The organism is Ralstonia sp. 22111 (assembly GCF_052045895.1).
Lineage (GTDB): Bacteria > Pseudomonadota > Gammaproteobacteria > Burkholderiales > Burkholderiaceae > Ralstonia > Ralstonia wenshanensis.
Genome location: NZ_JBQEPR010000011.1, coordinates 99,534 through 115,396, shown reverse-complemented (window position 1 = coordinate 115,396; position 15,863 = coordinate 99,534). Strand labels below are relative to the sequence as shown.

Genomic DNA, 15,863 nt, shown 5'->3' with positions numbered 1-15,863 from the left:
CCGTCGTGCCCAGGTGCTTCGATGTGGACGAATTTAATCTGTCCCCAATAATAAACCCGCACTGTTGTCGTGCATTTATTAATTTACTCCGACCCCATTTAAAAACTTTTGCCTGTTACAGGCTGCTCTTTTATATTCGTTCCACCCCGCATTCATGGTGCGGCGCGCCATTGCCTGTCTGCCACCGCATCCGCACGATCGCGAGGGCCTTCCACGGTGCGCAGTACCGACAACCTCGGAAGATCGCCGTGGAACAACATTCCTTCCCCGCCGCACCGTCGGCCCAGGGTCTGTACGACCCGACCAATGAACATGACGCTTGCGGCGTCGGCTTTGTCGCTCACATCAAGGGCAAGAAGAGCCACGAGATCGTCCAGCAAGGCTTGCGCATCCTGCACAACCTCGACCACCGGGGCGCCGTCGGTGCCGATCCGCTGATGGGCGACGGCGCGGGCATCCTGCTGCAGATTCCCGACCAGTTCTTCCGCGAGGAGATGGCGAAGCAGGGCATCAACCTGCCGCCGGCCGGCGAATATGGCGTCGGCATGATCTTCCTGCCGAAGGAACACGCGTCGCGCCTAGCCTGCGAACAGGAACTTGAGCGCACCGTGCGCCTGGAAGGCCAGGTCGTGCTGGGCTGGCGCGATGTCCCGGTCGACAAGACCATGCCGATGTCGCCCACGGTGCAGAAGACCGAGCCGGTGATCCGCCAGATCTTCATCGGGCGCGGCCGCGACATCATGACCACCGATGCGCTGGAGCGGAAGCTGTACGTGATCCGCAAGACGGCAAGCCACGCGATCCAGGCGCTCAAGCTCAAGCACGGCAAGGAATATTTCGTGCCGTCGATGTCGGCGCGCACGATCGTCTACAAGGGCCTGCTGCTGTGCGAACAGGTCGGTCGCTATTACCAGGACCTGGCAGACCCGCGCACGGTGTCGGCGCTGGCGCTGGTGCACCAGCGTTTTTCGACCAACACGTTCCCCGCATGGGAACTGGCGCACCCATACCGCATGGTTGCCCACAACGGCGAAATCAACACCGTCAAGGGCAACGTCAACTGGATCAACGCGCGTACGGGCGGCATCTCGTCGCCGGTGCTGGGCGATGATCTGCCCAAGCTGTGGCCGCTGATCTATCCGGGTCAATCCGATACGGCATCGTTCGACAACTGCCTCGAACTGCTGACGATGGCCGGCTACCCGCTGGCCCAGGCGATGATGATGATGATTCCGGAAGCGTGGGAACAGCACACGCTGATGGACGACAACCGTCGCGCCTTCTACGAATACCACGCCGCGATGATGGAGCCGTGGGACGGCCCCGCCGCCATCTGCTTTACCGACGGCCGCCAGATCGGCGCGACGCTCGACCGTAACGGCCTGCGTCCGGCGCGTTATTACGTCACCGACGACGACATGGTCGTGATGGCCTCGGAAGCCGGCGTGCTGCCGATTCCCGAGTCGCGCATCGTCAAGAAGTGGCGTCTGCAGCCGGGCAAGATGTTCCTGATCGACATGGAGCAGGGTCGCATCATCGACGACAAGGAACTCAAGGACAACCTGGCGAACGCCAAGCCGTACAAGAGCTGGATCGATGCCGTGCGCATCAAGCTCGACGAGCTGGACGCGAAGCCCGAAGACGTGGCCGCCGAAACCAAGCCGGCCGCGAAGCTGCTGGATCGTCAGCAGGCTTTCGCCTACACGCAGGAAGACGTCAAGTTCCTGATGACCCCGATGGCCGCCAACGGCGAAGAAGCCGCGGGCTCCATGGGCAACGACAGCCCGCTGGCCGTGCTGTCGTCCAAGAACAAGACGCTGTACAACTACTTCAAGCAACTGTTCGCGCAGGTCACGAACCCGCCGATCGACCCCATCCGCGAAAACGTGGTGATGTCGCTCGTCTCGTTTATCGGCCCGAAGCCGAACCTGCTGGAGCTGAACAACATCAACCCGCCGATGCGTCTTGAAGTGAGCCAGCCCGTGCTGGACTTCAAAGACATGGCGAAGATCCGCAACATCGAGCACTACACCGGCGGCAAGTTCATGGCTTACGAGCTGGACATCTGCTATCCGGTGGCGTGGGGCAAGGAAGGCATCGAAGCGCGCCTAGCCTCGCTGTGCGCAGAGGCCGTCGATGCGGTCAAGTCGGGCTACAACATCCTGATCGTGTCGGACCGCGCGGTCGACGAGAAGCAGGCCGCGATTCCGGCGCTGCTGGCCACGTCTGCCATCCACCATCACCTGGTGGACAAGGGCCTGCGCACGAGCACGGGGCTGGTCGTCGAAACGGGCTCGGCCCGCGAAGTGCACCACTTCGCCCTGCTTGCCGGCTATGGCGCAGAAGCCGTGCACCCGTATCTGGCGATGGAGACGCTGGCCGAATTGGCGCCGGGCCTGGGCCTGACCGCCGAGAAAGCCATCTACAACTTCACCAAGGCGATCGGCAAGGGCCTGCACAAGGTGATGTCCAAGATGGGCATCTCGACGTACATGTCGTACACCGGCGCGCAGATCTTCGAAGCGATCGGTCTGTCGCGTGAACTGGTCGACAAGTACTTCCAGGGCACCGCATCGAACGTCGGCGGCATTGGCATCTTCGAGGTGGCCGAGGAAGCGCTGCGCCTGCACCGTGACGCCTTTGGCGATGCGCCGGTGCTGGCCAACATGCTGGACGCCGGCGGCGAATACGCCTACCGCGTCCGCGGCGAAGAGCACATGTGGACGCCGGATTCGATCGCCAAGCTGCAACATGCGACGCGCGCGAATTCGTACCAGACGTACAAGGAATACGCGAACCTCATCAACGATCAGAGCAAGCGCCACATGACGCTGCGCGGTCTGTTCGAGTTCAAGGTGGACCCGGCACGCGCGATTCCGCTGGAAGAAGTCGAACCGGCCAAGGAGATCGTCAAGCGCTTTGCGACCGGCGCCATGTCGCTCGGTTCGATCAGCACGGAAGCGCACACCACGCTGGCCGTGGCGATGAACCGCATCGGCGGCAAGTCGAACACCGGCGAAGGCGGCGAAGATGAGCGCCGCTACCGCAACGAACTGCGCGGCATTCCCATCAAGCAGGGCACGAAGCTGTCGGACGTGATCGGCCGCGAAGTGGTCGAGCGCGATCTGGAACTGCAAGAAGGTGATTCGCTGCGCTCGAAGATCAAGCAGGTGGCGTCGGGCCGTTTTGGCGTGACGGCCGAGTACCTGGCTTCGGCTGATCAGATCCAGATCAAGATGGCGCAGGGCGCAAAGCCTGGTGAAGGCGGTCAGCTGCCCGGCCACAAGGTGACGGATTACATCGGCAAGCTGCGTTACGCGGTGCCGGGCGTTGGCCTGATCTCGCCGCCGCCGCACCACGACATTTACTCGATCGAAGATCTGGCACAGCTCATTCACGACCTGAAGAACGTGAATCCGCGTTCGGACGTGTCTGTCAAGCTGGTGTCGGAAGTGGGCGTCGGCACGGTGGCAGCAGGTGTCGCCAAGGCCAAGGCCGATCACGTGGTGATCGCCGGTCATGACGGCGGTACCGGTGCCTCGCCGTGGTCGTCGATCAAGCATGCCGGCACGCCGTGGGAGCTGGGTCTGGCCGAGACGCAGCAGACGCTGATGCTCAATGGCCTGCGCAACCGCATCCGCGTGCAAGCCGACGGCCAGATGAAGACCGGCCGTGACGTGGCGATTGGCGCGCTGCTGGGCGCGGACGAGTTTGGCTTCGCCACCGCACCGCTGGTGGTCGAGGGCTGCATCATGATGCGCAAGTGCCACCTGAACACCTGCCCGGTGGGTGTGGCGACGCAGGATCCGGTGCTGCGCAAGAAGTTCTCGGGCAAGCCCGAGCACGTGGTGAACTACTTCTTCTTCGTGGCCGAAGAAGTGCGCGAAATCATGGCGCAACTGGGCATTCGCACGTTCAACGAACTGATCGGCCGCGCGGACCTGCTCGACACGAAGTCCGGCATCGAACACTGGAAGGCCCGCGGCCTGGACTTTGCGCGCATCTTCTACCAGCCGGCCAAGAAGGAAGGTGAGCCGTGCTACCAGGTCGATGTGCAAGACCACGGTCTCGATCGCGCACTGGATCACCAGCTCATCGAGAAGGCCAAGGCTGCGATCGAGAAGGGCGAGCGCGTGTCGTTCATCCAGCCGGTGCGCAACGTCAACCGCACCGTGGGCGCGATGCTGTCGGGCGAAGTGGCCAAGCGCTACGGCCATGAAGGTCTGCCTGATGACTCGATCCACGTGCAGATGCAGGGTACGGCTGGCCAGTCGTTTGGCGCGTTCCTGGCGCATGGCGTGACACTGGACCTGGTGGGCGACGGCAACGACTACGTGGGCAAGGGCCTGTCGGGCGGCCGCGTGATCGTGCGCCCGCCGCACGAGTTCCGCGGTGAGCCGACCAACAACATCATCGTCGGCAACACCGTGCTGTACGGCGCGCTAGCCGGTGAGGCGTTCTTCAACGGCGTGGCCGGCGAGCGCTTTGCGGTGCGCAATTCCGGGGCCACCACGGTGGTGGAAGGCACGGGCGATCACGGGTGCGAGTACATGACCGGCGGTACCGTCGTCGTGTTGGGTACCACCGGCCGTAACTTCGCGGCAGGCATGTCGGGCGGCGTTGCCTACGTCTATGACGAAGACGGCCTGTTCGACAAGCGCTGCAACACGGCGCAGGTCGCGCTGGAATCGGTGCTGTCGGCAGCCGACCAGGAGAAGGCGCATACCCCGTCGACCTGGCACAAGGTGAACGGCGAGCGCGTGCTCGACGAGCAACTGCTCAAGGCGCTGGTGGAAAAGCACTTCCGCTACACCGGCTCCGAGCGTGCCAAGGAGCTGCTGGCCGACTGGAACAACGCCCGTCGCCGCTTCGTCAAGGTCTTCCCGACCGAGTACAAGCGCGCGCTGGCCGAGATGTACGAACGCGAACAGGAAGCCGGCCGCGAACAGATCGCAGCCTGATTCCCGTCGATTTGGGGAATGGTTGATCCGCGCGATTGGCCATTCGCCACCACCGAATACAACGCAACCTCACAAGACAGGCTCGACTGCCTGGCTGGCGCGACTGTGCCGGCAGAGCAGCATCGGGTCAGGAAGGACACCATGGGCAAGGCGACCGGTTTTCTCGAATTTCCCCGCCAGAACGAGGCATACGAAGCGCCCGAAGCGCGCGTGAAGCATTACAAGGAGTTCGTGTTCGCGCTGGCGGACAACGAAGCCAAGATCCAGGGCGCGCGCTGCATGGATTGCGGCATTCCGTTCTGCAACAACGGCTGCCCCGTCAACAACATCATCCCGGACTTCAACGACCTGGTGTATCGCCAGGACTGGAAGACGGCGATTGAAGTGCTGCACTCCACCAACAACTTTCCCGAGTTCACGGGCCGCATCTGCCCGGCACCGTGCGAAGCGGCTTGCACGTTGGGCATCAACGAACTGCCGGTCGGCATCAAGTCGATCGAGCACGCCATCATCGACAAGGCGTGGAAAGAAGGCTGGGTCGCGCCGCAAGTGCCGAAGCACAAGACTGGCAAGACCGTGGCCGTGGTCGGCTCCGGCCCTGCAGGCATGGCTGCAGCGCAGCAACTGGCGCGCGCCGGTCACGATGTGACGCTGTTTGAAAAGAACGACCGCATTGGCGGCCTGCTGCGCTACGGCATCCCCGACTTCAAGCTGGAAAAGGCACAGATCGACCGCCGCATGCAGCAGATGGAAGCCGAAGGCGTGACCTTCCGCACCGGCGTGATGGTGGGCGACAAGACGGTGCCGGCCGGCATCACCAACGACGCGCGGGAGATGATCTCTGCCGACGACATCCTCAAGCAATTCGACGCTGTCGTGCTGACGGGCGGTTCGGAAGTGCCACGCGATCTGCCGGTGCCGGGCCGTGATCTGGACGGCGTGCATTACGCGCTCGAATTCCTCATCCCGCAAAACAAGGAAGTGGCCGGCGATGCGCCGAACCCGATTCGCGCCGATGGCAAGCACGTCATCGTGATCGGCGGTGGCGACACGGGCTCGGACTGCGTGGGCACGTCCAACCGCCATGGCGCCGCATCGGTCACGCAGTTCGAACTGCTGCCGCGTCCGCCCGAAGAAGAGAACAAGCCGCTGGTGTGGCCGTACTGGCCGATCAAGCTGCGCACCTCGTCGTCGCACGATGAAGGCTGCGAGCGCGACTGGTCGGTCGCTACCAAGGCGCTCATCGGCGAGAACGGTCGCGTGACGGGCCTCACCGCCGTGCGCCTGGAGTGGAAGGACGGCAAGATGGCCGAGGTTGCAGGCAGCGAGTTCACGCTCAAGGCCGATCTCGTGCTGCTCGCGATGGGCTTTACCAACCCGGTCGGCGGCGTGCTGGATGCCTTTGGCGTGACGAAGGATGCGCGCAACAACGCGCGTGCCGCCACCGAGGGCGACAACGCCTACGCGACCAACGTGCCGAAGGTCTTCGCTGCCGGTGATGTGCGCCGCGGCCAGTCGCTCGTGGTGTGGGCTATCCGGGAAGGCCGCCAGGCCGCCCGCTCGGTTGATGCGTTTCTCATGGGCCATTCGGAACTGCCGCGCTGACCACGCGGTTGACCGTCTGACTCAGGCCCGCCTGCCTCGGCGGGCTTTTTTGTTTGTGACACGCGTGTTGTGGCGGCAGCGTCATGCCTCATGGTTTACGTCGACATGGTTTACATGAGTGCAGGGCGGACGGGCGGATTTCTAGAATGAGATCTCCCCGTGATCCCCGACCACCTCATGCGACCTCGTGCCCGCAATGTGCGTGCAGATGTGCCCCACGCGCCGGATGAGCCGCATATGCCGGACCGGCAGCGGCGGCGCACGCTTGCGTGGCTGGGCGTGCTGCCGGCAATGCTGACGTCGCCCGCGCATGCATTGCTGCAAGGGTATCCCTCGCAACCGCTGCGTCTGGTCGTGCCCGCGGCGGAAGGCAGCGCGTTTGATGCGCTGGCCCGGGCACTGGCGACGCAACTGCAGCAGCAGGTCGGCCGCGAGGTGGGCGTCGAAGATCGCCCGGCAGCCAATGGCATGGCCGCCGGCGAGGCCGTCGCCCGCGCGCCGTCCGATGGCCATACGCTTCTGCTTCAACAGACCACGTTCGTCGCCCAGCCCGCGCTGGAACCGGCATCGTATGACCCGCTGCGCGATTTTCAACCGGTAGCGATGGTGGCTACGCTGCCGCTGTTTCTCGCCGTCGATGCGCGCTTGCCGATCTACTCCATCACCGATCTGCTTGCGCAGGCGCGCGGCGAGTCCGTCACGGTCAATTGCGGCTCGGATATCGTCGGCACGTGGTCGCATCTCGTCGCCGAGCAGTTTGTGCGCGACTACGCTTTCCACGCGCCGCACGTGGCCGTTCGCGGTGAAGCCGGGCTCGTGCAGCAGATTCTGGCTGGGCGCATGACGGCATGTTTCGCCTGCTATCCGAGCGTGGCGGCAGCCGCGGCCAATGGCCAGCTGCGGTTGCTCGGGGTGACAGGCGGGGCGCGCTCGCGCTTCGCGCCCGCTGTGCCGACGCTGCGCGAAGGCGGTCTCGCCGGATTCGATCGCAGCGCCTGGATCGGCACCTTCATGCCGGCGCGCACACCCCGGCTTCTGTCGATGCGCGCGGCGGCAGAACTGCGTCGCGCCGTCGCTTCCGGAGATGTCCACGCTACGTTGCGCGCAGGCGGCTTCGAGCCGGAATGGGATGCCCCCGACACGTTCGCCCAGGCCGTGCGCCGTGATGCCACGCATTGGCAAGGGGTGATTCGCCAAGCCGACCTACGCCTGGATAGCGGCGAATAGGGCACTTTCGTTTCTGCCCGCGCCGCCAAGACCGACTTCGCAGGCGCACCACTTTCAGCATCCCGCAAGACCCGAAAACCCATGGCGCGGCGAACAAGCCACACAAACTGTCGGTAAGAAAGGCGTGACTGACGGGCTACGCGGGTTTCCACCTATAATGGCGGGCCGCGCGAAGCCGCCCTTGTTGGCGGGTCTGCGGTCGTCAAGACAACGAGATGCGGCAGCATGAAGCCGCCAACCTGCCGAGCCCTCTGCACCGACCTCCACCGTGTCCACCCAGCCTTCCAACGCCGTTGTCGAACTCGATCAGGTCGATTTCGCCTATCAGCCAGGCGCGCGGCGCATCCTGTCCGGCCTGTGCATGCGCGTGCCCAAGGGCAGGGTGGTGGCCGTCATGGGCGGGTCCGGCTGCGGCAAGACGACGATTCTGCGGTTGATCGGCGGCCAGGTGAGCGCCGCCGCCGGCACTGTGCGCGTACACGGCCAGGACATCGGCGCCATGGACAAGCGTGCGCTGTACGCGGCGCGCCGCCAGATGGGCATGCTGTTCCAGTTCGGGGCACTGTTTACTGATTTGTCCGTCTTCGACAATGTGGCATTTCCACTGCGCGAACATACCGAGCTGCCCGAAGCCCTCATCCGCGATCTGGTGCTGATGAAACTCAACGCGGTCGGCCTGCGCGGTGCACGCGACCTGATGCCCTCGGAGATTTCCGGCGGCATGGCGCGGCGCGTGGCATTGGCGCGGGCGATTGCGCTGGATCCGTCGCTCATCCTCTACGACGAGCCGTTCGCGGGGCTGGATCCGATCTCGCTGGGTTTGACCGCGTCGCTCATCCGCAAGTTGAACGACGCGCTGGGCGCGACCAGCATCATCGTCTCGCACGACGTGCAGGAGACGTTCCACATCGCCGATTACGTCTATTTCATTGCCAACGGCGGTATTGCCGCCCAGGGCACGCCGGCAGAGCTGACCGCGTCGACCGATCCGTTCGTCCGCCAGTTCGTGCACGGCGAGGCGGACGGCCCCGTGCCGTTCCACTATCCTGGGGCGCCGCTGGCCGATGACTTCGGTCTGGGAAAGAGCGGAGGCGCGCAATGATTTCCGCCATCGGTCGCTTCGTTCTGGTGCTGATCAGCCGCTTCGGCTATGCGGCGCGCACGTTGATTTCGCTCATCGGTGCTTCCGGCGACGTGCTGCGCCGCCCGCGCCTGGTGATCGAGCAACTGCGCTTTGTCGGCAATGATTCGTTCATCATCATTGCCGTATCGGGGCTGTTCGTTGGCTTCGTGCTTGGCTTGCAGGGATACAACACGCTCAACCGCTACGGCTCCGAGCAGGCGCTGGGCCTGCTGGTGGCGCTGTCGCTGGTGCGCGAACTGGGGCCGGTGGTGACGGCGCTGCTCTTTGCCGGCCGCGCCGGTACCTCGCTCACGGCCGAGATTGGCCTGATGAAAGCCGGCGAGCAACTGATCGCCATGGAAATGATGGCCGTCGATCCGCTGGCCCGCGTGCTGGCGCCGCGCTTCTGGGCGGGCTTCATTGCCATGCCGCTGCTGGCGGCGATTTTCAGTGCGGTCGGTATTCTGGGCGGATACTTCGTCGGGGTCGGGCTGATTGGCGTAGACCCCGGGGCGTTCTGGTCGCAGATGCAGGCCGGGGTGGATGTCATGGACGACGTGCTTAACGGCGTCATCAAGAGTGTCGTGTTTGGTGTGGCGGTTACCTTCATTGCGCTGTATCAGGGCTATGAGGCCAAGGCCACGCCGGAAGGCGTCTCGCGCGCGACTACCCGGACGGTGGTGATCGCGTCGCTCACCGTGCTGGCGCTGGATTTCGTGCTCACGGCACTGATGTTCAGCTGAGCCGCCGGTTGTCGTTAGCGTTCAACGAGAAAAGATCATGCGTAAAAGCGTCCTCGATTTCTGGGTCGGCCTGTTCGTACTGGTGGGCATCATTGCGCTGCTATTCCTGGCGCTCAAAGCGGGCAATATGAGTTCGTTCTCGTTTGCCAAGACTTACCAGGTGAAGGCCGCCTTCGACAACATCGGCGGGTTGAAGGTGCGGGCTCCGGTCAAGAGTTCGGGGGTGGTGGTCGGCCGTGTGTCGCAGATCCTCTTCGACGACAAGAGCTACCAGGCCATCGCGGTGCTCGACATGGATCAGCGCTATCAGTTTCCGAAAGACAGTTCGGCCAAGGTCCTGACCTCGGGTCTGCTGGGCGAGCAATACATCGGTATCGAGCCGGGCGGCGACTCGGCCATGCTTGCTAGCGGCAGCAAGATCACGATGACGCAGTCGGCGGTGGTGCTGGAAAACCTGATCAGCCAGTTCCTGTACAGCAAGGCTGCGGATGCCGGTGCCGGCAGCGCAAATGGCAGCGCCGGCGGAGCCAAGCCGGCTGAGGGCAGTGGGAGCAAATAAACCATGAAAACAACGACATCCATCCGTACGCTGCGCAGCTTTGCGCTGGCCGTGGCTGCTGGCGCAACGCTGCTGGCTGGCTGTGCGACGGGGCCGAATGCCAATCCGGCCGATCCGATCGAGCCGTTCAACCGCGAAGTCTTCCGTATCAACGAGGACCTCGACAAGGGCGTGCTGAAGCCGGTCGCGCAAACGTATGTCGATGTGGTGCCGTCTCCGGCGCGCACGGCAGTGTCGAATTTCTTCTCGAACGCGGGCGATGTCTATTCGGCCGTCAACAATCTGCTGCAGTTGAAGGGCACGGCCGCGCTGGAAGACACCATGCGCGTGGCGATCAATACCGTGCTGGGTCTGGGTGGCCTGATCGACATTGCGTCGGACGCCGGCCTGCCCAAGCACAAGGAAGACTTCGGTCAGACGCTGGGTGTGTGGGGCGTGCCGTCGGGCCCGTACGTCGTTTGGCCGCTGCTCGGGCCCAGCACCGCGCGTGACACCGTGGGGTTCCTGGTCGACTGGCAGATGGATCCGCTCACGTACTGGCACGACAGCGCAGTCACTTACTCGCTGGCCGCGCTGCGCGTGGTGGACGTGCGCGCGAACCTGCTTGGGGCCAGCAATGTGCTCGAACAGGCCGCTGTCGACAAGTACACGTTCCTGCGCGATGCCTACCTGCAGCGCCGTCGCTACCTGATCTATGACGGCAACCTGCCGGAAGATCAGGACAACAAGACCTCGCCGGATACCGGTGACGCCACGGTCTCGCCGTACCAGCGCTTTACCCCCAACTGGCCGGTGTTCCGTCGCTGATCGACACACGTAACAAGGTCGCCTCAAAGGTGACAAGGCGTAAAACTGGCCGGCCCGCACGAACTTGCCTGCGGGCGGTCTGTTCTAATCGCCAACAAGATTGTGGCGAACGCGCTGCAAGCGACCCGAAAATCACACTATAAGGACGCGATATGTTGAACAAGCTCCTCCGCTCCCTGTTTGCCGGACTCACCCTGACGGCTGCCGTTGCAGCCGCGCCGGTCCACGCCCAAGAAGCTGATGCACAGACCACCGTCAAGACGGCAGTGGACGACGTGCTCACCACCATCAAGAGCGATCCGGAACTGCGCGGCGGCAACATGAGCAAGGTGTTCCAGCTCGTCGACCAGAAGATCGTGCCGCGTGCCGATTTCAAGCGCACCACGCAAATCGCCATGGGCCGATTCTGGAACCAGGCATCGCCGGAGCAGCAACAGCAGATCCAGGAAGGCTTCAAGACGTTGCTCATCCGCACTTACGCCGGCGCGCTGTCGAACGTGAAGAACCAGACCGTTTCGTACAAGCCGTTCCGTGCAGCAGCAGATGACACCGACGTGGTGGTGCGCTCGACCGTGAACAACAACGGCGAGCCGGTGGCCCTGGACTACCGCCTGGAAAAGACGGCCGGTGGCTGGAAGGTGTACGACATCAACATCAGCGGCCTGTGGCTGTCTGAAACGTACAAGAACCAGTTTGCCGATGTCATCAGCAAGCGTGGCGGCGTGGCCGGCCTGGTGAGCTTCCTGAACGAGCGCAACTCGCAGCTCGAGAAGGGCCCGGCAAAGTAAGCAGCCTTCCGGTAGAATCGATGCAGCGGTCAACTCTGGCCGCTGTTTCTTTTTCTGACGTATCCATTTCCACCATGTTGACCTTGTCCGGCCCGCTGACTCACCGCGAAGCGCCGCGCGTTCTGCGCGAGGGCGAGGCTCAGCTCGGCCAAGCGCGCGAAGCCGGCAATGCCGCGCTGCACGTCGATTGCGCTGGCTTGTCGCAGGTCGATTCTTCTGCGCTGGCGGTGCTGCTGTCGTGGCAGCGCACGGCACAGAGCGCCGGTATCGTGCTCGATATCGCAGGCGCTCCGCAGGCGCTGTCCAACCTCGCCACGCTTTACGGCGTGGAGTCTCTGCTGGCCGTCGCGCCAGCCCTTGCTGCCCCCCATCACGCTCGACATTGACGCGGCGTCCGGTGCGGGGCGCGGGGTGATGCCCCCGAACCCGTCATCGCGATGCCGCGCTCCGGCCGAGGCGTCGCGCGCGCCCTGGCATTCGCGGTTTGGCGTCGCAGGGTGCGGCGCCGTGAGTTGGTGCAGTTCCCCTATAATTCTGGGTTTGTCGCTCTGCCGCTGCCATGTGCGGCATCCGCGGCCGTCATGATCGTGTCGATCCACGGCCTCGATATGCGCAGAGTAGTTCACTTTGTCGGCCATGAAAGCCATCGAAATCGCTGACGTCCGCAAGCGCTACAAGTCGTTGCAAGCGCTAAAGGGCGTGAGCCTGTCTGTCGAGCAGGGCGAGTTTTTCGGCCTGCTGGGCCCCAACGGCGCGGGCAAGACCACGCTGATCTCCATCCTCGCTGGCCTGAATCGTGCCGATTCCGGCCACGTGCGCGTGCTTGGTCACGACGTTGTCACCGACTACCGCATGGCCCGCCGCAAGCTCGGCGTGGTGCCGCAGGAACTGGTGTTCGATCCGTTCTTCACGGTGCGCGAAACGCTGCGCCTGCAGTCGGGCTACTTCGGCCTGACCAAGAACGACGACTGGATCGACGAGGTCATGGCCAACCTGGACCTGACCAACAAGGCCGACGCCAACATGCGCGCGCTGTCGGGCGGCATGAAGCGCCGCGTGCTCGTGGCGCAGGCGCTGGTACACCGCCCGCCCGTGATCGTGTTGGACGAGCCGACCGCCGGGGTGGACGTCGAGTTGCGCCAGACGCTGTGGAAATTCATCTCGCGCCTGAATCGCGAGGGCCACACTGTCGTGCTGACCACGCATTACCTGGAAGAAGCCGAATCCCTGTGCGACCGCATCGCCATGCTCAAGTTTGGCGAAGTGGTGGCGCTCGATCGCACGGCGAATCTGCTGTCGCAATTTGCCGGGCTGCAACTGGTGCTGAGCTTTTCGAAGGGAGCGCTGCCCGCGTCGCTGGAAGGCCTGCGCTTGCCGGGCAACCACGGCGAGCGTGGCGTGCGCCTGCGCTTGTCGGGCTATGGCGAGGTCGAACAGATTCTCGCTACGTGCCGCCTCGCCGGCTGTGAGATCGACGACATGGAAGTCGCCAAGGCGGATCTGGAAGACGTGTTCGTGCAGATCATGCGCCGCGAAGGTGGCTTGCCCGTGGGGCCTCAGACGCCCGCCATTCCCGATTCTGCGCTGGAGCCCGCTGCATGAACGCCATTCCCGAGAGCTTGCCGGGCCGCTGGGTCGGTTTCCGCACGCTGTTGTACAAGGAAGTGCTGCGCTTCTGGAAGGTGAGCTTCCAGACCGTGGCCGCGCCGGTGCTGACCGCGCTGCTGTATCTCCTGATCTTCGGCCACGTGCTGGAAGACCGCGTGAAGGTGTTCGACCAGTTGAGCTACACCGCTTTCCTGGTGCCTGGTCTGGTGATGATGAGCGTGCTCCAGAACGCGTTTGCTAACAGCTCTTCGTCGCTCATCCAGTCGAAGATCACCGGCAACCTGGTGTTCATCATGCTGCCGCCCCTGTCGCACTGGGAGATGTTCGGTGCGTACGTGTGCGCGTCCGTCATTCGCGGTCTGGCGGTGGGTACGGGCGTACTGGTCGTGACGACCTTGTTTGCGCATCTGCACTTCGCGCAGCCGCTGTGGATCATCGTGTTTGCTGTGCTGGGCGCGAGCGTGCTCGGCACGCTGGGGCTGATTGCCGGTATCTGGGCTGAAAAGTTCGATCAGCTTGCGGCGTTCCAGAACTTTCTGATCGTGCCGGCCACCTTCCTGGCGGGCGTGTTCTATTCGATTCATTCACTGCCGCCGTTCTGGCAGGCGGTGTCCCACGCCAACCCGTTCTTCTACATGATCGACGGCTTCCGCTACGGCTTCTTCGGCGTGTCCGATGTGCCGGTGACGACGAGCCTCGGCGTGATGCTGATCGCGTTGGTCGTGGTGGGGGGAGTGGCCCTGCAGATGCTGCGCACGGGCTACAAGCTGCGCCATTGATGCGTCGATAACAAAACGAACGACGCTCACCCTAACGTTTTGCAGGAGAAGGGACGGCTATGTTGCCCACACCCGAACAAGTCAAGCAGTACATCGAAATCGGCCTGCCGTGCGAGCACCTCGAAGTCGAGGGCGACGGCCAACACTTTTTTGCCACCATCGTCAGCGCGCAATTTGAAGGCAAGCGGTTGATCCAGCGTCACCAGCTCGTTTATGCCGCGCTGGGTGAGCGGATGCGCGCGGAAATCCACGCGCTGTCCATGAAGACGCTCACCCCGGCGGAGTGGCAGTCCTGATGGCCGAGCTTGATCCCACCCCGGTTACCGTTTCAACCGATTCCGACCTTGCGCTCGCCGAGCGCTCTCCCCAAAGTGATCGACGAGACGTCTCGCTCATGGACAAACTGCTGATCGAAGGCAATGGCCCGTTGTCGGGCGAAATCCGCGTGTCTGGCGCCAAGAACGCCGCGCTGCCCATCATGTGCGCCGCGCTGCTGACGGCCGAGCCGCTGGCGCTGAGCAATGTGCCGAACCTGCAGGACGTGCGCACGATGCTCAAGCTGCTGCGCCAGATGGGCGTGGAAGGCGTGCTCGACGGTCACAACCTCACGCTCGACGCCGCGACCATCCACACGCCGGAAGCTTCGTACGACTTGGTGAAGACGATGCGTGCGTCGATCCTGGTGCTGGGCCCGCTGCTGGCGCGCTTCGGCCATGCGCGTGTGTCGCTGCCGGGCGGTTGCGGCATCGGTGCGCGTCCGGTCGATCAGCACATCAAGGGCCTGCAGCTGATGGGCGCCGAGATCGTCATTGAGCACGGTTACATCGAAGCCAAGCTGCCCGAAGGCGCCAAGCGGTTGCGTGGCGCGCGCATCGTCACCGACATGGTGACGGTGACGGGCACTGAAAACCTGCTGATGGCCGCCGCACTGGCCGACGGCGAAACGGTGCTGGAAAACGCCGCACGCGAGCCCGAGGTGACCGACCTCGCCAATCTGCTCGTGAAGATGGGCGCGCGCATCGAAGGCATCGGCACCGACCGTCTGGTGATCCAGGGCGTTGAAGCGCTGCACGGCGCTGCGCACACGGTGATTGCCGATCGTATCGAAGCTGGCACGTTCCTGTGCGCCGTGGCTGCGGCCGGCGGTGACGTGACGCTGCGCGGGGTGCCGCCTGGCATTTTGGATGCCGTGCTCGACAAGCTGCGCGAAGCCGGTGTGACGCTCACCACAGGCGACGATTGGATCCGCGTGCAGATGGCGGGCCGCCCCAAGGCAGTGAGCTTCCGTACGTCGGAATACCCGGCGTTCCCGACCGACATGCAGGCGCAGTTCATGATGCTCAACGCCATTGCCGAAGGCTCTGCCACGGTAACGGAGACCATCTTCGAAAACCGCTTCATGCACGTGCAGGAACTCAACCGCCTGGGCGCCAATATCGTGATCGATGGCAAGACGGCCGTGGTGACGGGCGTCGAGCAATTGTCGGGCGCAACCGTCATGGCGACCGACCTGCGCGCCTCGGCCAGCCTCGTCATTGCCGGTTTGATCGCGCAAGGCGAGACGCTGGTCGACCGCATCTATCACCTTGATCGCGGCTACGACCGCATCGAAGACAAGCTGTCCGCTGTCGGCGCCAAGATCCGCCGCATTCAAGCGTAAGGT

At 63.8% G+C, this 15,863-nt stretch carries 13 protein-coding genes; all 13 read left to right on the top strand.

The window, feature by feature from the left end; translation table 11 throughout:
• Nucleotides 1-248 precede the first annotated feature (248 nt).
• The 13 genes from ACTJK4_RS22620 (at nucleotide 249) to murA (ending at nucleotide 15,860) form a co-directional block, all read left to right on the top strand.
• A complete protein-coding gene (locus tag ACTJK4_RS22620) occupies nucleotides 249-4,961 on the top strand; it encodes a glutamate synthase-related protein (protein WP_440819029.1) in 4,713 nt (1,570 codons plus the stop codon).
• Nucleotides 4,962-5,102: 141 nt separating this feature from the next.
• Entirely contained in the window at nucleotides 5,103-6,566 is a 1,464-nt protein-coding gene (locus ACTJK4_RS22615) for a glutamate synthase subunit beta (RefSeq protein ID WP_045203035.1), read from the top strand.
• Between the two features lie 177 nt (nucleotides 6,567-6,743).
• The gene (locus ACTJK4_RS22610) at nucleotides 6,744-7,793 is read left to right on the top strand and encodes a Bug family tripartite tricarboxylate transporter substrate binding protein (protein ID WP_440819028.1); all 1,050 of its coding nucleotides are present in this window, start codon (nucleotides 6,744-6,746) and stop codon (nucleotides 7,791-7,793) included.
• Between the two features lie 268 nt (nucleotides 7,794-8,061).
• Nucleotides 8,062-8,895, top strand: coding sequence for an ABC transporter ATP-binding protein (locus ACTJK4_RS22605; RefSeq protein ID WP_440819026.1), 834 nt, complete (start codon nucleotides 8,062-8,064; stop codon nucleotides 8,893-8,895).
• On the top strand, nucleotides 8,892-9,659 hold the full coding sequence (gene mlaE / locus ACTJK4_RS22600) for a lipid asymmetry maintenance ABC transporter permease subunit MlaE (protein ID WP_045203038.1): 768 nt from the start codon (nucleotides 8,892-8,894) through the stop codon (nucleotides 9,657-9,659). Before ACTJK4_RS22605 ends, mlaE begins: the two co-directional genes overlap by 4 nt.
• A gap of 37 nt (nucleotides 9,660-9,696) precedes the next feature.
• The gene (gene mlaD / locus ACTJK4_RS22595; RefSeq protein ID WP_024977847.1) at nucleotides 9,697-10,218 is read left to right on the top strand and encodes an outer membrane lipid asymmetry maintenance protein MlaD; all 522 of its coding nucleotides are present in this window, start codon (nucleotides 9,697-9,699) and stop codon (nucleotides 10,216-10,218) included.
• A 3-nt stretch (nucleotides 10,219-10,221) separates the two neighbouring features.
• Nucleotides 10,222-11,025 (top strand): MlaA family lipoprotein, encoded by an 804-nt coding sequence (locus ACTJK4_RS22590; RefSeq protein ID WP_232041172.1) that lies wholly within the window; start codon nucleotides 10,222-10,224, stop codon nucleotides 11,023-11,025.
• Between the two features lie 152 nt (nucleotides 11,026-11,177).
• Complete coding sequence (locus ACTJK4_RS22585) at nucleotides 11,178-11,813, top strand: MlaC/ttg2D family ABC transporter substrate-binding protein (protein ID WP_232041171.1); 636 nt, start codon at nucleotides 11,178-11,180, stop codon at nucleotides 11,811-11,813.
• Between the two features lie 74 nt (nucleotides 11,814-11,887).
• The gene (locus ACTJK4_RS22580; RefSeq protein ID WP_232041170.1) at nucleotides 11,888-12,199 is read left to right on the top strand and encodes an STAS domain-containing protein; all 312 of its coding nucleotides are present in this window, start codon (nucleotides 11,888-11,890) and stop codon (nucleotides 12,197-12,199) included.
• A gap of 250 nt (nucleotides 12,200-12,449) precedes the next feature.
• Entirely contained in the window at nucleotides 12,450-13,415 is a 966-nt protein-coding gene (locus ACTJK4_RS22575; RefSeq protein WP_232041169.1) for an ABC transporter ATP-binding protein, read from the top strand.
• Nucleotides 13,412-14,200: an ABC transporter permease gene (locus ACTJK4_RS22570; protein WP_112183459.1), complete on the top strand. Its 789-nt coding sequence runs from the start codon at nucleotides 13,412-13,414 to the stop codon at nucleotides 14,198-14,200. The genes ACTJK4_RS22575 and ACTJK4_RS22570 overlap by 4 nt, the downstream gene beginning before the upstream one ends.
• Before the next feature lie 59 nt (nucleotides 14,201-14,259).
• On the top strand, nucleotides 14,260-14,496 hold the full coding sequence (locus ACTJK4_RS22565; RefSeq protein ID WP_440819023.1) for a BolA family protein: 237 nt from the start codon (nucleotides 14,260-14,262) through the stop codon (nucleotides 14,494-14,496).
• Between the two features lie 98 nt (nucleotides 14,497-14,594).
• Nucleotides 14,595-15,860 (top strand): UDP-N-acetylglucosamine 1-carboxyvinyltransferase, encoded by a 1,266-nt coding sequence (gene murA, locus ACTJK4_RS22560; RefSeq protein ID WP_440819021.1) that lies wholly within the window; start codon nucleotides 14,595-14,597, stop codon nucleotides 15,858-15,860.
• The last annotated feature ends 3 nt before the right edge of the window (nucleotides 15,861-15,863 follow it).